Annotated in this window: 13 protein-coding genes and 3 pseudogenes; 10 read left to right on the forward strand and 6 right to left on the reverse strand. The window is 61.9% G+C overall.

Going from position 1 to position 18,544, the window contains the following annotated elements:
• Positions 1-33: 33 nt before the first annotated feature.
• A pseudogene (locus NLM33_RS48470) lies at positions 34-962 on the forward strand (IS701 family transposase); the annotation flags it as partial.
• A gap of 276 nt (positions 963-1,238) precedes the next feature.
• On the opposite strand, the gene NLM33_RS48475 reads toward NLM33_RS48470, so the two are convergent.
• Genes NLM33_RS48475 through NLM33_RS48485 form a run of 3 tightly spaced genes read right to left on the reverse strand, consistent with a single transcriptional unit; the run spans position 1,239 to position 3,214 of the window.
• Entirely contained in the window at positions 1,239-1,628 is a 390-nt protein-coding gene (locus NLM33_RS48475) for a DUF3363 domain-containing protein (protein WP_254106597.1), read from the reverse strand.
• Positions 1,629-2,552 (reverse strand): nucleotidyl transferase AbiEii/AbiGii toxin family protein, encoded by a 924-nt coding sequence (locus NLM33_RS48480; RefSeq protein ID WP_254106598.1) that lies wholly within the window; start codon positions 2,550-2,552, stop codon positions 1,629-1,631.
• On the reverse strand, positions 2,549-3,214 hold the full coding sequence (locus NLM33_RS48485; protein WP_254106599.1) for a type IV toxin-antitoxin system AbiEi family antitoxin domain-containing protein: 666 nt from the start codon (positions 3,212-3,214) through the stop codon (positions 2,549-2,551). The genes NLM33_RS48480 and NLM33_RS48485 overlap by 4 nt, the downstream gene beginning before the upstream one ends.
• A gap of 38 nt (positions 3,215-3,252) precedes the next feature.
• Between NLM33_RS48485 and NLM33_RS48490 the strand changes: the two genes are divergently transcribed.
• Together NLM33_RS48490 and NLM33_RS48495 are read left to right on the forward strand one after the other, a co-directional pair.
• Entirely contained in the window at positions 3,253-7,323 is a 4,071-nt protein-coding gene (locus NLM33_RS48490) for a helix-turn-helix transcriptional regulator (protein ID WP_254106600.1), read from the forward strand.
• Positions 7,324-7,462: 139 nt separating this feature from the next.
• A pseudogene (locus NLM33_RS48495) lies at positions 7,463-8,095 on the forward strand (IS630 family transposase); the annotation flags it as partial.
• Between the two features lie 393 nt (positions 8,096-8,488).
• On the opposite strand, the gene NLM33_RS50175 reads toward NLM33_RS48495, so the two are convergent.
• Positions 8,489-8,806, reverse strand: a complete 318-nt coding sequence (locus NLM33_RS50175; protein WP_371930209.1) for a site-specific integrase — start codon at positions 8,804-8,806, stop codon at positions 8,489-8,491.
• Between the two features lie 23 nt (positions 8,807-8,829).
• Between NLM33_RS50175 and NLM33_RS48505 the strand changes: the two are divergent.
• The 3 genes and pseudogenes from NLM33_RS48505 to NLM33_RS48515 all read left to right on the forward strand — a co-directional run.
• Positions 8,830-8,988, forward strand: a pseudogene (locus NLM33_RS48505) (IS3 family transposase); the annotation flags it as partial.
• Between the two features lie 137 nt (positions 8,989-9,125).
• On the forward strand, positions 9,126-9,479 hold the full coding sequence (locus NLM33_RS48510) for a hypothetical protein (RefSeq protein WP_254106601.1): 354 nt from the start codon (positions 9,126-9,128) through the stop codon (positions 9,477-9,479).
• A complete protein-coding gene (locus NLM33_RS48515; protein ID WP_254106602.1) occupies positions 9,472-10,200 on the forward strand; it encodes a LuxR family transcriptional regulator in 729 nt (242 codons plus the stop codon). Before NLM33_RS48510 ends, NLM33_RS48515 begins: the two co-directional genes overlap by 8 nt.
• A 32-nt stretch (positions 10,201-10,232) precedes the next feature.
• Here the strand turns inward: NLM33_RS48515 and NLM33_RS48520 are convergent, their stop codons facing one another.
• Positions 10,233-12,521, reverse strand: a complete 2,289-nt coding sequence (locus NLM33_RS48520) for a relaxase/mobilization nuclease domain-containing protein (RefSeq protein WP_254106603.1) — start codon at positions 12,519-12,521, stop codon at positions 10,233-10,235.
• A complete protein-coding gene (locus tag NLM33_RS48525) occupies positions 12,518-12,928 on the reverse strand; it encodes a hypothetical protein (protein ID WP_254106604.1) in 411 nt (136 codons plus the stop codon). Before NLM33_RS48525 ends, NLM33_RS48520 begins: the two co-directional genes overlap by 4 nt.
• A 594-nt stretch (positions 12,929-13,522) precedes the next feature.
• Here NLM33_RS48525 and NLM33_RS48530 point away from each other — a divergent pair.
• The 4 genes from NLM33_RS48530 (at position 13,523) to NLM33_RS48545 (ending at position 18,105) form a co-directional block, all read left to right on the forward strand.
• Complete coding sequence (locus NLM33_RS48530; protein WP_254106605.1) at positions 13,523-14,224, forward strand: ParA family protein; 702 nt, start codon at positions 13,523-13,525, stop codon at positions 14,222-14,224.
• Positions 14,221-14,628 carry a hypothetical protein gene (locus NLM33_RS48535; RefSeq protein ID WP_254106606.1) on the forward strand — a complete coding sequence of 136 codons (408 nt, stop codon included), beginning with the start codon at positions 14,221-14,223 and terminating at the stop codon, positions 14,626-14,628. Before NLM33_RS48530 ends, NLM33_RS48535 begins: the two co-directional genes overlap by 4 nt.
• 298 nt (positions 14,629-14,926) lie before the next feature.
• The gene (locus NLM33_RS48540) at positions 14,927-15,298 is read left to right on the forward strand and encodes a helix-turn-helix domain-containing protein (protein ID WP_254106607.1); all 372 of its coding nucleotides are present in this window, start codon (positions 14,927-14,929) and stop codon (positions 15,296-15,298) included.
• A gap of 371 nt (positions 15,299-15,669) precedes the next feature.
• On the forward strand, positions 15,670-18,105 hold the full coding sequence (locus NLM33_RS48545; protein ID WP_254106608.1) for a type IA DNA topoisomerase: 2,436 nt from the start codon (positions 15,670-15,672) through the stop codon (positions 18,103-18,105).
• The last annotated feature ends 439 nt before the right edge of the window (positions 18,106-18,544 follow it).

Below are 18,544 nucleotides of genomic sequence, written 5' to 3' on the forward strand. Positions count from 1 at the left end.
CTTTTCGGAACGCTTCTGAATCCATGGGCAACCATGATTCGGAGATCGTGGACGCGGGCAGCGTCGATAGAGGAAACGCTTGCGTTGTGGGCGGCGTCGCTTCGGGAGATCAAGAAGCGGATTCGTCCGTTGTTCACGCAAGAGCGTGTTGCGACGAATGCCGGCCTGTTCCTGGAAGGCTTGCTTGGAGATGAACAACGCAAGACCGGTTGGATGCGCGCGGAAGCGGCTGGCGATCCCGGCCCATGGCGCCAGCAGGCGATCCTGGGTCGCGGGGGTTGGGACGCCGATGCCCTGCGCGACATCGTGCGTGACTATGTCATCGAGCATTTGGCGGATGACGATGCGGTGCTGGTGATCGACGAGACCGGCTTTCTCAAGCAGGGCAAGGCGTCATGCGGGGTGGTGCGGCAATACACTGGTTCGGCGGGCAAGATCACGAACTCTGCCAGATCGGAGTCTTCGCTTCCTACGTTTCGCGCCACGGTCATGGGTTCATCGATCGCGCGCTGTATCTTCCGAAGGAATGGACCGATGATCCGGATCGCCTGGAAGCTGCATACGTGCCCCCTGATGCCGGCTTTGCCACCAAACCAAAGCTTGCCGCGAGAATGATCGCCCGCGCGATAGCCGCGTCTGTACCATTTAAGTGGGTTGCCGGTGATACGGTCTACGGTGTTGGCGACATCGAACAGCAACTACGTCGGGCAGGCAAAGGCTACGTGCTCGGGATCAGCAGTGCTCATGTGTTTCGATCCTGGGGCAAGCGACCGCCGGTCGCTGGTACGGCTGCAGACATAGCCCGGACGCGGCGCTCATCTGACTGGAAGCGTCTGTCGGCGGGAGCCGGAACCAAAGGGCCGCGATTACACGATTGGTGTTATCTCGAGTTGGCCGATCTCGAGGCCGAGCAGTCCAACAGTGCAAATGACGGCTTGTGGACACGCGGTCTACTGATCCGTCTGAATGGAGTCGGTGTTTCTGTCGTCGCACATGCAGTGACACCTTTGGTCCGTCGCGGTCCGCGCGCGTCATCAGACACCGTCAGAGCGTGACCGAGAGAACTGAAGCGCGATGCTTCCATCACCCTTACCTGCACGGCGAGCCCAGGCCGGGCCGCCGACGGCCTGTCAAGGCCGCCAGCCGCGAAGCGAGGGCGCGGCACGCGCCAGCCTTGATAGGGCCGGCGGTGGTCCGGCCCAATTGCTGGGAGCAGGCCCGCCTTCATCAGGACTGCGTTACAGCCGCAGCCCCCGGTTTCTTCCAAATGTCCACTCGATGCCACCGTCGTCGCGCTGGAGGCCGCTGATGTGCTGGCCGATGCGCTTCTCGAGGAGGGGGTTGCCAGGGCCCAAGCTGAAAGGCCAGCCGTTGTCAATCATGGCGAAGCATCCGCTGACGAGACTGGCGACGGCAGCGAGGCGGCCGCTGACATACTCGCCGGCATTTGCTGGAAAGCACGACAGGCCGCGCTCTCTCGCCATCTGTTGGCCCACACGATGGGCCTCCTGTCGCTCAAGAGTCGCCACAGTGCCGATAGAACATTCTTGAGTTCGCCAAGTGGGCGTTGCAAGGATCTGCGTGCGAACAATGCCATGACGTCGGTCTAGGCTCGCTTCCGTTTGCATTTACTCCCAGGCGCTGCGGTCGGGGTTCCAGCGACCGCTCGCGCTCTCTGGCAAACCGAGAGCAGTGAGTACCGGCTCGAAGAATCGACGCAACTCCGTCAATAGCTCACCGAATGGCGGCGGCTGCAGTGTCGGCGGGTTGCGGCGCAAAAACCCTGCCCAGAGCGCTTGTTTGTCTGCCATCTCAGCAAACTGCGGCGTCAACGCCACCGGCATCTGCGTCGGTGCAGTGGTCTCCCGCCTTTGCAGGGTGCCGGCGATGGCCTCAACCAAAGTAGAGAGGTCGAAAGGGAAGGTGCGCGCCGTGACCCAGATGTCATGGAAATCTTTGATCCGGCCATTCGTTTCGCCGAAGCGAAGCATCGCTTCGAATTTCTCTGCCACGACGGTCTCGGGCGGGTACATTAGAACGTCGGCCGCAGGCAGATCGGAAAGCAGGCTCGGGAAATTCTTGCGGCTGGGCGCGGGATAGACGCGGTCCCCAAAGCCGATATCCACCTGGACAGGAATAACCGCCGTACCCAAGCGGCCACTCAGGGTCAATCGAACGCCTTGGTATTTTTCCTCCTCGCGGACTTCCTCCACCCGCAAGGTGGACGGGTCAAAGATGATGCCGTCGGCCGGCATCTCGACCTGACAGATGCGGGTGAACAGTTCGGTGATGGCGCCAGAGTCGGGATCTCCATGTCCGAGAAGGTCGAGATCACCGGTAGGCCGGAAGACTTGTTCTGGCCAGGTCACGAAGAGCATAGCGCCCTTGAGGATATATCCCTCTCGCGCTTCCGTCTGGCTCAATCGGAAAAGTAACCGCTCGATCGCGTAGCGCGTGAGGATTCGCTGATAGTCGTCACCATGCGCTTTAGCATGATTGAGGAGGCGCTGGCGGATCGAGGCCCTGATGTTTTTAAGAGGTTTGGGTGTCATTGCAGCGCTTTGAGATAGGGACGGATACGCTCGGCCACGCGATCGATCTCGGCGTATCGCAGAATCTCGGCCACCGTCGTCTTCCGCATGCGAAGCGCATCACGCAGCGCCTCGATGGCGACATCCTCGCCAATATGGCGTCGATGCTTGAAGCAATCGGCGATGGTCTTCGCCACGCCGTAGATCGGAACGTCGACACCTTCAACCTGCACATGCTCGACACCGGCCGTGAGCGCCTCACCGGTCGCCCGGACGATCTCGAGCGGCAGGCCATCGGCCTTCGGGGTCCTGGCTTTGTGCGGGATGGTCAGCCAGACGGCGTGCGGCAGTTGGGTGGTCAGCCCATGGTGTCGTAGCGCGCTTGCAAGACTGACGACGCCATTGGGAACCGCCCGTGCGGCTTCGGCAAGATTATGGGCGATGTCTTCTCCTACCCGTTCCGGATCCTGGTAGAGTCCCCTTCCGAGTCGAACGAGTTCCCCGCTGTCCGTCAGGCGCTTCAGGTAGATTAGCGGAATACCGGCTGCCTTGAAGTCGCGCGCGCGGGCGATGCCTCGATCCTGGACCAGGCTGAGGGCACGCTCGCGATGATTTATATGACGTTTCGCCATCTTGTTATCTTTTGTTGGCAAGTAATACATCTTGCCGACGATAAAGAACATTTGGGAAATCGTAACTGACGTCATATATTTCGTATGACATGCCGCCGTCCAGTCCCAATATCAAACTGACCCCAAAGCACGTACGCGCCGCGCGCGCGCTCTTGGCCTGGTCCCAGCGGGACCTCGCCAAGAACGCGGGCGTGGCGACCTCGACAATAGCCGACTTTGAACGAGGTCGACGCGCGCCAGTGGCAAATAATGCCCAGGCTATCCGCGACGCACTGGAAGCCGCTGGCATCAACTTCTTGACGACCGGCGCGGTGATCGGCCCTCCGATCCCCCAAATCGCCAAGTCCGAGCGTCCAGGCGCACCGATCCGCTGGGTGGATGCCGAAGATCTAGCTATCTGGGCAGACCGCCTGGATGGCGCGGCGAGCCTCCCCACTCTGCTGGCATATCTCATCCGTGCCACCTCCGGGCCCTCGGTCGAGCTACGCTTCCCATCGGACGAAGGCATCCGATATTCGGGCTGGGACGGTCGTACCTTCGCCGCCGAAGGAGGCGCTTACGTCCCGCAAGGCGAGGCCGGCTGGGAAATTGGCAGTCAGCGCGGAGGGATCGCGCAAAAGGCGACTGAAGACTACAAGAAAAGGACAGCCAAACCCTCGCCGCTGAAGCCTGCGACCTCCACCTACATCTTTGTTACCCCCCGTCATTGGCCGAAGAAGAGTGAATGGGCCGAGGCCCGAGAGATCGAGGGTCCTTGGCGCGCCGTCCGGGTCTATGACGCCGATGACCTCGTCCACTGGATCGAACAGACGCCCGCCGTCGGATTGTGGCTGGCCACACGCCTCAATAAACGGCCACCCGGCACGCGTCAGCTCGAAGAGGTCTGGGAAGAGTGGTCGCTCGCCACCAAGTGGCCGCTGACCGAGGATCTGGTTCTGAGTGACCGGGACGAGGACGCTGCCGAAATTCTGCGCTGGCTCCGCGGTGAGCCATCGGTTCTCTCTATCGAGGCGACCACGACCGAGGAAGCCGCCGCCTTCTTCTACGCCACATTGAATACGCTGCCGGACGAGGCGGCCGCCCACTACCGCGCGCGGTGCCTCGTCGTAACTGACGCCGCGGCCGCTCGCGCACTTGCGAATGCGCCTGCGCCGCTGATCCTCGTGCTCACTGAACCGAACCCCGGGCTCGCGCGCAGTCTGGCGGACCGCGGACATTTTGTGTTGCAGACGTACGATGATCGCCCCGTGTCACCTGGCGAGGTCCGGAAGCTGGCGCGCCCCTCCCGTGAAGGCATCGCCAGCGCGCTGATCGACGCCGGTGTCGCCGAGGCGCGGGCGCACGCGCTTGCGCGCGATAGCGCGAGAAATCTTGCCGTTCTTCGACGGCTGATTCCGACAGCGCCGGGTCGGCTTCCGGACTGGGCGCAAGAGGCGCCACCGCGCGCCTTGCTAGCGGCGCTGCTCGCTGGGGGATGGGATGACGAGTCCGAGGCGGACAAGGTCAAGCTTTCCCAATTGGCGGCTGAACCCTATGACGACGTCGCCGGCGAACTCGCCCGATATGTCGGCGAGCTCGACAGCCCGCTGCGCAAGGTTGGCTCGACCTGGCGGGTCGCCTCGCCTCCCGACGCATGGCTGCTGCTGGCACCATACCTGACCGCGGCCGACATCGGCCGTTTCGAGGCGGCGGCACAGGAAATTCTCGGCTCGGTCGATCCCCGCTACGACATAGACCCGGATGATCGCTGGATGGCTTCAGTCCGAGGGGTTCGCCCTGACTATTCTGGACTGCTGCGCCATGGTGTCGGCGAAGTGCTGATCCTGCTCGCCCTGTGGGGCGACAAGATTCAAACAATGCCGAACGCTCATCGGCGCGCGGACGCCATCGTCCGCAAGCTTTTGAAGGATGCCGACAAACGACGCTGGTGGTCGCTCTCGCGCGCCTTCCGACTGCTCGCGGAAGCCTCCCCAAGCGCCTTCCTCACGGCCATCGAGGACAGCCTTAATCAAAATGATCCGCCGATTCGCGCGTTGTTTGGCACGGACGAGGGAGGCCTGGCCGGAACGGAACACCTGTCTGACCTGCTTTGGGCTCTCGAATCGCTGGCTTGGTCGCCGGAGCTTCTGCCACAAGTGACGCTGGTGCTGGCGAGGCTGGATGCCATCGATAACCCGCCCGGTCGCTACATGAATCGTCCGGCTAACAGCCTTCGCCAAATACACTTGCTCTGGTCGCCGCAAACTTATGCGACCCTCGATCAGCGCCTGCGCGCTCTGGACCTGACCCGCAAACGCGAGAGCGATGCGGCCTGGAAGCTGATGCTGAACGTGCTGATGCTGAACGTGCTGCCCCGGGGACATGATACATCCAGTCCTTCGCCGGACCCACGTTGGCGCGACTTTACGGTCGACAAGATAGAGGCGGTGACCTGGCCGCTCATCGCGCGCGGCGCCACCGCCATCAGCGAACGCATCCTGGCTGACGTTAGTCTGCACGTTCCGCGCTGGCTGAATCTGCTCGACCGGTTCGCCGATATAGCGCCGAATCGCGATGCAGCCATCGACCTCCTCGACAAGGCTGAGCCGCGGATCAAGACCCAATCAGATCGGTCAGAGCTATGGACCGGCCTGCGCAAGTTGCTCCACCATCATCGGCAGTTTGCCGATGCCGATTGGTCGCTACCCGCAGCGGAGCTTGATCGTCTCGCGGCCATCCATGACCGGTTGGCTCCCTCCGATGTGCTTGAACAAGTGGCGTGGCTGTTCGAACCATCAGTGAGCCTGCCAAACCCGTCGCATCAGGGCTGGCAGGCCAACGAGCGCCAAGTCGACGAAGCGCGACGGCAGGCAGCAAGGAACATCTTCTCCACACAGGGCATCGACGGAATCCTCCGGCTAGCTCGTCTTGTATCGACTGCCGGTTTCATCGGCAAGGCGCTTTTCGAAGTCGGTCTTGATGAGCCGGACATCAATAAACTTCTGGAAGCGTGCTTGCGCAGCGACGATCCGCGCGAGCGCGACGTTGCTCACGGCCTGATCATCTCCGTGTTCCGAGATCGAAAGGAGCCGTGGGCCGCGGCACTTATCGCCAAAGCGCGCAAGAAGAAGTGGGGGGATACAGCGCTACTTGCTATCCTGCGCGCGCTGCCCCAGCAGCGTTGGACCTGGGATCAGGTAACGCAGGCCGGCGAGGCGATCGCGCGGGTGTATTGGCAACGTGCGCCAATCCTCTGGATAGAAGAGGACAATGATGCCGCTGCCTTTGCGGTGCGCAAGCTGATCGCGGTCGGTCGTGCGCGGCACGCCGTGCACCTTGCGGGCCGCGACCAGCAACGTCGACTGCCAACCGATCTCGTGATGACGATGCTGACGGAGGCGGTGAAACAGCCTTTTGGGGAGGACAGCGACGGCAACGAAGTGACGATGTTCCAGCACCATGTCATCGAAATCCTCAATCGGCTAGAAGCAGAGGTTGCGACGGATACCCTCGCTCGATTGGAATGGGCTTATCTGCCGCTGCTACAGCATTCTCGCAGGCAACCAAAGGCTTTGCTAACGGCGCTCTCCGAACAACCGTCACTCTTCATCGAAATGCTCCGCGCAGTCTATAGGCCTAGCGAGGACAGCGGTGTTGTCGAGCCCGAGCAAACCGACCCGGAACGGGCGCAAACGGTCGCCACGCAGGCTTTCCGGCTGCTTGAACTTTGGAACCGAATTCCAGGGACCCGCGAAGATGGCACGATCGACTCCGCCGTACTGAAGGCTTGGATCAAAGAGGCGCGTTCACTTGCCAAAACCGCTGGACGCGGCGACATCGCCGACAGCCGTATCGGCGCTATGCTCTCTGCGTCGCCGAATGGCACTGACGCCGTTTGGCCTGCCGAGGCGGTGCGCGAGGTCATCGACGACTTTGACAGCAAGCCGATGTTCGACGGCTTTTGGATCGGGAGACGAAATCGGCGTGGTATCACTTCGCGATTGCCGCGGGATGGTGGCAATCTGGAGCGAGACGAGGCAGCAAAGTACCGCAAATTCGCCGCGGAGCTCGCCTATGAACATCCTCGCACCGCGAAGGCTCTCGATAGCCTTGCGGATAGTTACGAGGAAGAGGCGCGCCGCCACGATGAGGACGCCGAGCGGCTCGATTGGGAGCCCTAAGCTCCCTCGGTCAAGGCGAGCCAAGTTCGCACGGTGTGAATGCTGATCGAAAAATGACCCCCATCGGCGTCGTCGGGATCCCTTCAGGCCATTGATTTCAATGAATTGAAATGATGGGACCCCCACGCCGAAACACACGTTTGTGCACGCTGAAGGGCTGAGCTTCAAAAAAACGATGCTGCCGGCCGAGCAAGATCGTCCCGACGTCGCCCGTAAACGGACGCGCTGGAAGACCCATCAGGGCAGGATCGACGCTTCGCGCCTGGTCTTTATCGACGAGACCTGGATCAAGACCAATATGGCACCGCTGCGCGGCTGGGGACCGAGTGGGCAGCGTCTCCAGGCATCTGCGCCCTTCGGGCACTGGAAGACCATGACCTTCATCGCAGCATTGCGCCACGACCGGATCAGCGCGCCCTGGGTGATCGACGGCCCGATCAATGGTGAGCTCTTCACCCTCTATGCCGAACAGGTGTTGGCGCCAACTCTGACAAGGGGCGAGGTCGTGATCCTCGACAACCTCGGTAGTCACAAGGGAAAGCAGGCGCGCAACGCCGTCCGCGCCACGGGAGCCCATCTGCTCTTCCTGCCGCCCTACAGTCCCGATCTCAATCCGATCGAGCAGGTCTTCGCCAAACTCAAACACCTGATCCGAGCCGCAGAGCCACGCGACGTCGAGGCAACCTGGCGAAAGGTCGGCGAACTCCTCGATCTCTTCTCCAACGAGGAGTGCGCCAACTATCTCAAAAATTCAGGATATGTTTCCGTATAAATGCGTCATGCTCTAGCAGGCACTGCGACGTGAGCTTCCATCGTAACGAATGTAACTAGCCTATGGAGGCACGCCCTTCAGAGCCATCGTCAAGTCGATCGACCGCTGAGCCGAAAAGGCAAATCTCTGAGATCCAGATTCGGCAACACGGCTTGTCGTGGAGAGTTCGTCCCAAGTCGCACTCGCGCGACGCAGCCTGGCGATGCGGGATAGTGGATGTGAAGAGAAAGAAGCCGCTGAGCATGAGGACACGATTTCATTCCGCCCGCGTCGTCGCCTAGACCTGCCGACGTTCGAGCTGAAAGCCCATTTTCACCCTCGACGAGCGGTACGACCGGAGCTTGTTCGTGATCAACACGCACGGCGGCGTGCCGGCCGATTTCAAGAGCTTCTTCATGGAACGCAATCCGCCAAGGGGCGCGAGTTCAGCCCCCGATGGTGGAGGTAACGGAGAAAGGCACGCAACGACCAGCACGTCGCCTTGCCCGTTCCCGGGCTCCAATCCTGGGCGTGGCGCTCAATGTAGCGGATCACGTCCTCTTGGTTGATCTTGCACAGGGCGGCGACGCTGCCGGAGCACACCTCGTGCAAAAACCTACGGATGACCGGGAGATGGCGGACGATGGACTTCGGGGCCAAGCCGCGCTCTGATCGCAGATAGGCATCGAACTCCTTGAAGATCCGTTCGTGCGGGATGAGAGGCGGTAGCACCAACGGCGTGATCGCGCCTTCCTGAACACTACAATCACGTTCGCTACCACGAGAGCATCGACAACCTCACACCAGCCGACGTCTACTTCGGCAGGGCCGAGGCGATCCTTGCAGAACGCAACCGCATCAAGCGCGACACCATCGCAAACCGACGCTTGCAGCATCGGCTGCAGGCCGCTTAAACTCTAATCCGCGTGAACCAGAGCCTCCCTTCTCAAACCGCCTGATCAGTCTCAAATTATCTGACGACGGACAGTCCACTGCCCGTCAGTACGAGTTAGCCGAACGCGCCGCGCGGCTTGGTTGGCGACGCGATCAGGTGGGGGTCATCGATGAGGACCTCGGTACTTCCGGTTCCGGCCATTCCGAGATCGGCTTCAGGCATTCCACCTCGATGACGCCGCGCAGCTCGACGAGCGCCTGTCAGGTTTCGGCGCGCGTCAACTTGCTTGTTCCGTCCAGTAGAGACGAAAATCCAGCCACACAACGATCCCGTTTGGCGCAGTGGGCCTGTCCTCCTCCAGAAAAACTCGGGTTGCCGCCATTCCGAATTGCAACAACAGGCAAAACCCATTTCCGCCTCTATCCAATGGCAGCACTGCGCTGGCTTAAGCGTGGCCGATGGCCAAAAAGCCACTTCAAGGCAAATCAGCGGATGAAACTTTTTGACTGACACTCTCAACCAAACGTGGCGGTTCATCGAAAGCATTGAGCGCTCCAAGGACGCAGCTGCGGTGGAACGATGCTTGCTGAATATTGCGGCACCCCATGGTTTCAGCGCTCTTTTTGCCGGGTTTGTTCCAACAGAGCCCGCCCCGCCAAGGGAAATCAAGTCGCGCATCTTGTTTCAGCGGCTCCCGTCCGAATGGACTTCTCGATACCTCGACCAGGGTTATGTCTTTCGCGATCCGATCGTTCATCGCCTTCAGCGCGACCGGACACCCTTCGATTGGGACGACGCCTACGAGTCCTGCCCGTCCAAGGACGATGTCGAGCTAATCCAAGGCGAAGCGTCGGAATTCGGCCTGCGCGCCGGGCACGTCGTTCCCGTTTCGATGCTCGACGGCCGCTTCGCCGCCGTGTCGTTCGGCGGCTCCGGTGCGAGCATCAATCCAGAAGGCCGCGCGATCTTAAGCTTTGCTGCGAGCTACGCAGTCGGCAACTTTCTTCATTATCGAGATACGCGACGCCGGCTACTCGGACAGGTGACACCGCGCGAATTCGATTGCCTGCTCTGGGCGGCTGAGGGCAAGACGGACTGGGAGATTTCCCTCATTCTGGGCATCTCGAAATCCACCGTCGTCAAACATCTCCTCTCAGCACGCGAAAAACTCGGCGCCGTGACCAAAGGTCATGCAATCGCCATCGCCTTGCGATCCAAACTGATTCGCTGATTGTCGCGAGGTCCCCGAGCAGAGCACGTCTGTCATTTCATCCGTTCGCTCTTGATCGACTTCGCCTCCTCGCGCTCGCCTTCGATTTCCTGCAGGACTTTCCCCTGCTCGGCACGCAGCTTCGCCAAGGCGTCGGTTTCCGCCAACGTCTGCGGCAAGGGTCGCGCCGGATGGTCGGCGAGCAGCTTCGCCGCTTCGACTGCCGCAGCAGCTTCCCTTGCCTCGCGCGCGGCGGATTGCTGCGACGAGGCGACGACGGCGCGTTCGGCAACGATCTCCCGTTGCGATTCCGGATCGAGGGCGCCTCCAATCTCCTTGCGGCGCTCGGCCTCGATCGCCCGATCGGCCAAGCGCTGCGCCGAGGCCGCCTCGCGTTGTTCCTGCGAGCCGATCGCCTCGGCCCGCGCGATCAGACGATCGGCATTGGCGCCGACGATCTTCTCGACCTCTGCCCGGAACAGCGTCTCGACGCCCCCTTCCTGAGCCCGCTGCAGATCGATCCGATTGGCGAGGGTTTCGAGATAGCGCGCGGACATCTCGCGAAACTGCTCCTTGGTCGCGCCCTCGAGGAGATCGGTCGTGCGCGCGACCGCCTCATTCATGAGACGCAGATCCTTCGCCATCCGCTCCGACGTGACCGCCATCGCATCCTCCTTGCTCAAATTCTGAACCCGGTTCTCGATCGCATGCAGGATCGCGCCGATCGTCTGCGCCATCGTCAGCCGCTCGAGCATTTCCTTGGCGGCCACGTTCTCGGGATTTTCCCGAACGACGGCGCTCCAGGCCGAAACGCTCTCAGAGACAACGCCGCGCGCTTGCTCAGACGCCGGCAGGCGGATCGGATTGGATCGGGCGGTGCGGATACGCTGGCGGGCGTTGGCGATGAGCCTTTGGTTGGCCGGATCGGCGGCATAGGCGCGGTCGCGCGCCTCACGCCCTGGCCGCGGCCGTTCGGCCGCCGCGACGATCGCTTTGTCCTTCGGGCCGTAGCTCTGTGAGGACGCCCGCTCCCGCGCCGACGTCGCGACGATTTTCAGCCCCTGCGCCTGCGCATGTTGCGCAAAAGCCTCGCGCCAGTCGCGGAAGGTCGCGCGGCTCGGATGGATTTTCTGACCGGCCTCGTTCCGCACAGTGACAATCGCATGGGCGTGGATATGCCCGTCGGCCTCCTTGTCGGTATGGACGCCGAAGATGAATTTGTGCTCGCCGAAGCGACCGTGAAGAAAGGCGCGGGCGGCGTTGGTCAGGGCCGCGACATCCGTTCCGGCCTTCGCCGAAATAATCAGATGCATCGTATCGCGCGATGACTGCGAGCGCAGCGACGGGCCCCATTCCCGCGCTGCGGCCCGAATTTCTGAAGCCTCCGAGATCGGCCTGCCGCGATTGTCGACCGCCGCGCCCTCTTGGCCGAGCCTGGTCAACTGATGAATGACCCCGTCCCGGCCATGACTGCTCGCCAGTGGGACGATGCTTATCACATGTGCAGAATGGGACATCGCAGCTTCGATCCGCGTCTTGACAGCCTCTTCAGAGCGCGCGTCGAGGCGGCGGCTGAGCCTCTCGCCCTCAGGGCCTATCCGATCTTGTCGGATGCGGAACCGCTCTTTTTGCGCACCGGCCATCGCCACGACCACGCGCGCTTCGAGTTCACCGGCGCGCCTCGCATCGAGACGCCACGCGTGACGATGTCCGTCAAAGCCCGCAGCGATAGCTTTCTCGTAAACTTGGCGTCCTTCGATCGTGTCACGCACGCCGTCGAGTCTCAGCCGGATCGTGGCGACGTCCTGGCTCTCCGCCCGCTTCGAGAAGTGAGCCGACCAGGCCTTGATTTCCTCCGCAACCGCCTCGCGATCGGCGAGCAGGCGGGCGTCGTGGGTTTCAAGCGCAACCTCCTCACGCTGCACATATTGTCCGGTCGCAGTCGCCCGCGCGGCGCCGCGCGCATACGAGACGACCTTGACGACCGCGGGCTGATAGCCCGCCGCGAGTTTTCTGGCGCGTCCGAGCGCACCTCCTGTCGCGCCGCCGGAAGGGCCGCCCTCAACCGGCGAGTCCGGCGCGCTCTTCGGCCCCGCGCCCGCCGGCGCGCTTCCGCCGCCGCCTGACAAGAATGGCAAGCCGCGCCGGCGCTCTTCATCGATTCCGCCGGCGATCGTGCGCCCCTGCAGAATCTCTTGGGCCGCCGGCGCCCGCCCCGTGCGCGGCTCATCGATGAGGCCATCAGCTCCGAGCCGTCGGCGCGCCTCGCTGCCGCTCGCGACGGCGCGCCGCATCGCCTCAGCCTGCTGCGCCCACCATTCGATCTGTGCCGCCCGGCTCATTGCTCCTCCGGCGGCGCCAATCCGGCCGTCCGGCGCAGCTTCGAGCCATAGGCGACCGTCATTTCGGTGAGCTCATCGTTGATCGCCACGACCGCGTCATGCAGTCCGCGCCATACAGCTTCGGTGTCCTCGATGCGCACGGCGTGTCCGCGATGGATCGCCTTGAGTACCTGGGCAAGATTGCGGCCAACCATCCGCACCTGCCCGGCCAATTCGACCACGGCCCGCGTGTTCTCGGCCGAGAGCGCTGGCCCGGCCTGCACGGACGCCCGGATCAGACGCCTCACCACTTCGGCCTTCGGCAGCCCGAACAACGCAACCGCCTCTCGCAGGCGCCGCTCGTCGGATTCGGAAAGCTCGGTCCGCAGCCGCGGCTTGCGGCGAGGTTTTGCAGACGAACGCGTCAAACCGCCCCTCCTCTTTCCGGCCGATCCCTGGCACCGGCACCCACCACGGAAATCCCGTCTGCCGATCGGCACGAGATCCCCCTGCGCGCTAGCGCCAGGGCTGCGTCAGCAGCCTCCTCGGTTGTGGCCCACAAACCGGTATCTTGTCAATCAAGATACAATATACTGACTATTAAAACGCCAGGAAGGGCGGCCACGGCCCGTAAGGCCAGTCCGTAGGAAATACATGGGCGTCCGGCGCGAAGCGCCTCATGACCAATCACAGAAAGCGACAGACGACCGTTCGGAGATAGCGACGATAGCGTTCGGTATTGCAGAATTACCGCATTTCGCTGATGCCGGGTTGCGTTAAAGCGGCGATGCTGGAATGCCGCACGACCGCAACGCGACAACCCCGCAATACAACAAGTCCGGAATGCGGCAAGTCCGCGACAACGCCTTGTCTCAGTTGGTTTAGACCGCATCACTGGATTCCAGCATGCCGGCATTGCCGAAAAGCCGCAACGCCGCAACCCTCTATTGCGCTACATTCATTTTATTGTATGTTGCGTTCGCACCATTGCGGCAATGCCGCCCTGCCTCACGAGGTTTCCCATGCCGAGCATCTTCGCCGTCGCCAATCCGAAGGGCGGCAGCGGCAAAACCACCGTCGCCATCATCCTCGCCGGCGAATTTGCGCGGCACGGCTATTCCGCGGCAATCATCGACGCCGACCCACAGGGCTCGTCCTATCAGTGGCACGCCTCTTCGGTGGCGCGCGGGGTCAGCCCCGACGGAATCGATCTTGTGCGCGCCCCGGACGCCAACGCCCTCGCCCAGGCGATCGAGCGGCTCGACGCCTATGACGTCGTCGTCATCGACACGCCCGGTTATTACGGAGAGGCGCTGATTCAGTCGGCGCTGCGCGCCGACCTCGTCGTCCTGCCCTGCAAGGCGCACACCTTCGACGCCTCGCAGGTCGTGCGCACCATTCGCAACCTCGAGCGCCACGCCGCGGAATCGAACCTTCCGATAAGCCAGCATCGCGTGCTGCTCAATGAATACGACAGCCTCGACCGCAACACCCGGCCGCTGCGCGAGGTTCTTGCCTATTTCAACGCCGAGGGCGTGCCGGTCTGCGCCAACACGCTCTATCGACGCGTCACCTACCGCAGCATGACCAGCGGCTATGGCACGCTCTACCAAATGAACGACAAGGACGAATCGATCCGCAAGGCCCGCTACAACGCCGACCAGGTCGTGCGCGAACTCCTCGCCGCGAGCCAGGGCGCAAAAACGGACGGCGCCGCCGCATGAGCGATTCCGCACAAGGCTCCAAGCCTGAGCGCCCCGCCCTCCCCCGCGACACATTTCGTTCGCAGCGCACGGCCGCGCCGCCTGCAACGCCCGTCATTGTCACGCCGGATTATGACGATCGGCCAGCCGCGCCCGCACCCCAACGAGACGAGAGCCCGGCCCGCGGGGGCGAGCCTGCCCTCAGGGCCGCTCGAGGTAAGGCCGAGGCGAAGCGCAATCCATTTGACGCCTATGGCGAACGATCGTCCTCGCGGCCCTATGCCCTACGGTTGCCTGACCCGATCGATCTGGTCCTACGCCAGATGGCGGCCGAAGAACGGACGCATCCGCTGCGCGTCATCGATCGGATTCTTCATGAGCACCTGAAGAAAGCGGGGCGATTGCCGCCCACGCGCGGCACCTGACCACAGGCCCTCCGCCGTCCCTACGGCGCTTTTGGGGAGCGCGGGCCGGCTCCCGGCCTGCTCCGCTGCGCTCCGGTCACTGGCGCGACTGGGCAGCCGCCGCCGAACGGGCCGCTCCCGCGTGGGGATAAGCGCGGCACGAAGATCGCGGCCGATCTCAGCGCCCGCCCGTCCGGACCGAGCCAATCGATTCTTTTCGGGCAGCCGCAGCCCATCTTGAAACATTCAATATACTGGCTAATGTCTCTCGCGCCCGCATCGTGCGGCCTAACCCTGCTCCCGGTCCACATCTGTTCCCATGGCGCGCGTTCGAAAGCCCCTGCCCCCCGATCACTCGATCCTCAACGAAATGCTGGCCATCCGGCTGCAGCAGCTCGAAATCGAGAACGGCGGCATGGAGGCGTTCCAGCCGAAGACAGGCATAGCGCGCGGAACCTATTACACGATCGTGCGCGGCCTCGGTAATCCAACGTTCAAGACCATGGAGCGGATCGCATCGAGCCTCAACATGAGCGTCCTCGAATTGCTCGGCTTCGACGTCGACGACGCGCGCCGGGCGCTGAAGAAAAGCGGCGTCGACTATGACGAACTCACCTCCGCGATCAGCAAGAAGAACCAGGCCGATCGGCGCGTAGCGCGGCAGGCGCGCTCGCGCAAGGTCGGGGGATAGCGGCAAGTCATAGCCCGACCGGAAAGCATCGGCGGGGGAACGGGTGAAGGATTTTAAGGGGCGATGAGGCTTGCGAGGAAGTCGTCGTTCCCAGGCGGCGGTCATGCGTTTGAGGCGTTGAGAGTCTTTTCCGGGCACCCTGCGGATCAGATTGTTGGCCATGTGCTTGAGGGTGACGAAGCTTTCGGGGGCGTTTTCAGTCCGCACCCGGCATTCGTCGTCGCGAAAGACCATGTCCACGTAATAGGTGACCTCGGCCACGGTCCGACTCCAACGACTTGACCCGGCAGTTAAATTGTGTTCTCTATATGTTCCATTGTCAATCGGAGCATCGGCCCTTTCGACCCGGCCATCCTCCCGAGTGGGTCGACATGGCAGATCAGTTCGTCATCACGGAGAAAACCAGCCAGGCCAAAGATGTCCGCGCTGCAATTGGTTCGCACTACGGCGATGTTCTTCCAGCAGAGGGCCATTTGTTCGATCTCCTCGAACCGGAGGACGTTGTTCCGGCCTGGAAGCGATGGTCGCCGATACTTCTACGGCCTGAAGGTCTTTACGGAACGCGCCCGGCAGAGGGTGGCAACAAGGCCGCTAAGCTCAAGGCCATTCGCGAGGCGTTGCGCACTGCCAGGCGAGTTTGGCTTGCAACCGATTGCGACCGCGAGGGTCAACTGATCGGTCAGGAAATTCTTGAACATTACGGGTATCGCGGTCAGGTGATGCGGGTGCTGTTCACCGCTCAGGATTCGCAGACCATCCGCGAGGCATTCGGTAGGGCAAAGCCAAATGCCGAATATGCTCGCCTTTACGCTGCTGCCGTAGCCCGCCGCCAGGCCGATCAGATTTACAACCTGTCACTCACTCGCACCGCAACTGTCATCTTGGGACAAGGCGCGCGAAGAGTGATCGGGGTTGGTCGTGTAAAGACGCCGACGTTAGCAATTGTGTGCAAGCGTGAGTTGGAAATCCGGAACTTCGTGCCGCTTGCCTATTTCGAAATTATCGCCACTGCGAAAGTTGCGGGCGGGCAATTCCAGATGCGGCACGCGCCGCCGGAACGAATTGTTAAACGCGAGATCGCCCAGGACGTAGTCAAAGCGGCTGACGGCTTCGAGGGCGCGCTTACCGTGCGCGTCGAGGATAAGCGGCAAGCGCCACCCAAGCTGCATGATTTGCCGTCGTTGCAGAAGCTCTGCGGCTCGCGCTTCGGCTGGTCAGCCAGCAAAACGCTCGAAGTGGCGCAGGAGTTGTATGACGGCCAAGGTAAGAAGATCATCACTTATCCCCGTGCCGAAGTGCGCTACCTGCCGCAGAGCTTGATATCGGATGTGCCGCGAATCATAGCCGGACTGCGGGTGGGTCAATCGTTCAGTGCGATCCCGGTACCCGAGCCGCCGGTGACTCGTAGAGGCGCGAGCGGCATCTTCTACGACCAGGGGCTGGAGGGAGCGAGCCACCACGCGGTCATTCCCAACGTCAACACCATCGACAAATTGCCGGATGTATGGCCTCGCCTGTCGTCTGACGAGAAGAAACTCTTTGACGTCATCGCGCGAGCATATATGGCCGCCCTGATGCCCGACTTCCGTTACCGCCAGACAACCGCAACGCTCGATGTGCGCGGCGTCGAATTCCGCGCTACCGGTCGCCAGCCTATCAATCTCGGCTGGCGAGCCGCATTCCCGGAGTGGCAACCCGCCGACGAAAAGGGCGATGAGGCGCAATTGCTGCCGCCACTGCGCAACGGCGAGACCGCGCGACTGCAAGATCCAAAAATTGAGAACAAGGAGACCCGGCCGCCGCCGCGTTACAACGAAGGCACTCTGATCGAGGCTATGCAGAATGCCTGGCGTTTTGTTGATGACGAGGTTCTGCGGAATCGCTTGAAGGAAGCTAAGGGTATTGGCACGCCTGCGACCCGAGCCGAGATCATTGGCGGGCTGAAGAAGCAGGGTTTCCTGATTGCCCAGGGAAAGAATATTGTGCCGACCGAGACCGGCCTGTCATTGTTCGGCGTTCTCAAACAAGCCGATCCAGCGCTAGTCGATCCGGGCGTGACGGCGCAACTTGAATGCCTGCTCGACGATGTCGTGGTGGGCAAACAGGAGATGGTCGGCGCGATTGACGCCGTATGCGATGTCGCCGAGCGCATTATCAGCAAGCTGAAGGAGGGTGCTACAGCGGGAGGACCTTCTTTGCTTGGCAGCTCAGGGGGCAACGGCACAGCAACATATCCACCGACGCCTGCGATGAAACGCTTTGCTGACAGCCTCGTCCGGCAGAAGAGAATAAAACCACCGCCCGGCTATAAGACCTCGATATCGATCTGTCGCAAATTCCTTAGCGAACATGCGCCTAAAAAGTCTGACGGTGAAACGGCCGGTAAGCTCGGCCTCAAATCGGTAAGTGCAGCACAGTTGCTGTACGCCAAGAAGCTGGCGCAGGGGAAAGGTCTCATCATCCCCGATGATGCGCGGACCAACTCGGCCGCGATGTCCGCGTGGATTGATACGAATCGAAGCAAAAGACCCCGCAAGCTTAAATCCAAAAACTCCAACAGGCCGGTAGGGTCGAGTGCACGTCAGGCTGCGCCGCCCAATTATAAGAGGTCTCGAAAACAAAAAGTTGGCACCGATGCCGCTTCAATGGCTCCCGTGCCAGCAACCTCAATCAGGACCCCGCTGCGGATTCCTTATGGCAACAAGGAGGTCGCGCTGAAACTCGGTGCCCGTTATGGCTCGGAGGGGTGGTATGCTCCTCATGGAATTGATCTTTCTGCGTTTGGCGAACGGGGGTGGCTGCTTTAAGTGTGAATGCTGATCGAACATTGACCCCCATCGGCGTCGTCGAGACCCCATATGTGGACGGCCCTCTCCTCGCAAGGGTCTTTTTGCAGTGTTTTGATCAGATCGCTTGCGTCCATATGTCCGTGTGTGGATGCCCCGGGAATGCAAGAAGTTTTTATCGACGAACTTGAGAACATGCGATCAGGTGCGGTCGTGTGTCCGGGCCTCATAAGTTGCGGCATTCGCACGCCGCGGGCCTGTATGGCGATACGCGGATTAGGTCCAAATCGGCCTGGCGAGCTCAAAGCTCCTGGACATATTCTGGTTATCCAAATCCCGTCTCTAAGACCGTGTTCCCTCACCCGTCCTTCTGCCCTTCTCACATTCCGACGCTATCGGCGGATGGCGCGTCTCAAGCCACCGCTGCTGCCGGATCGCAGTCCTTCGATGCGGCGTCGTA

This window comes from Bradyrhizobium sp. CCGUVB1N3 (assembly GCF_024199925.1).
Lineage (GTDB): Bacteria > Pseudomonadota > Alphaproteobacteria > Rhizobiales > Xanthobacteraceae > Bradyrhizobium.

Bases quoted from the DNA above. Each gene is read 5' to 3' on its own strand.
- NLM33_RS48475 (WP_254106597.1), bottom strand. From the start codon at position 1,628: ATGCAAACGGAAGCGAGCCTAGACCGACGTCATGGCATTGTTCGCACG.
- NLM33_RS48480 (WP_254106598.1), bottom strand. From the start codon at position 2,552: ATGACACCCAAACCTCTTAAAAACATCAGGGCCTCGATCCGCCAGCGC.
- NLM33_RS48485 (WP_254106599.1), bottom strand. From the start codon at position 3,214: ATGTTCTTTATCGTCGGCAAGATGTATTACTTGCCAACAAAAGATAAC.
- NLM33_RS48490 (WP_254106600.1), top strand. From the start codon at position 3,253: ATGCCGCCGTCCAGTCCCAATATCAAACTGACCCCAAAGCACGTACGC.
- NLM33_RS48520 (WP_254106603.1), bottom strand. From the start codon at position 12,521: ATGAGCCGGGCGGCACAGATCGAATGGTGGGCGCAGCAGGCTGAGGCG.
- NLM33_RS48530 (WP_254106605.1), top strand. From the start codon at position 13,523: ATGCCGAGCATCTTCGCCGTCGCCAATCCGAAGGGCGGCAGCGGCAAA.
- NLM33_RS48535 (WP_254106606.1), top strand. From the start codon at position 14,221: ATGAGCGATTCCGCACAAGGCTCCAAGCCTGAGCGCCCCGCCCTCCCC.
- NLM33_RS48540 (WP_254106607.1), top strand. From the start codon at position 14,927: ATGGCGCGCGTTCGAAAGCCCCTGCCCCCCGATCACTCGATCCTCAAC.
- NLM33_RS48545 (WP_254106608.1), top strand. From the start codon at position 15,670: ATGGCAGATCAGTTCGTCATCACGGAGAAAACCAGCCAGGCCAAAGAT.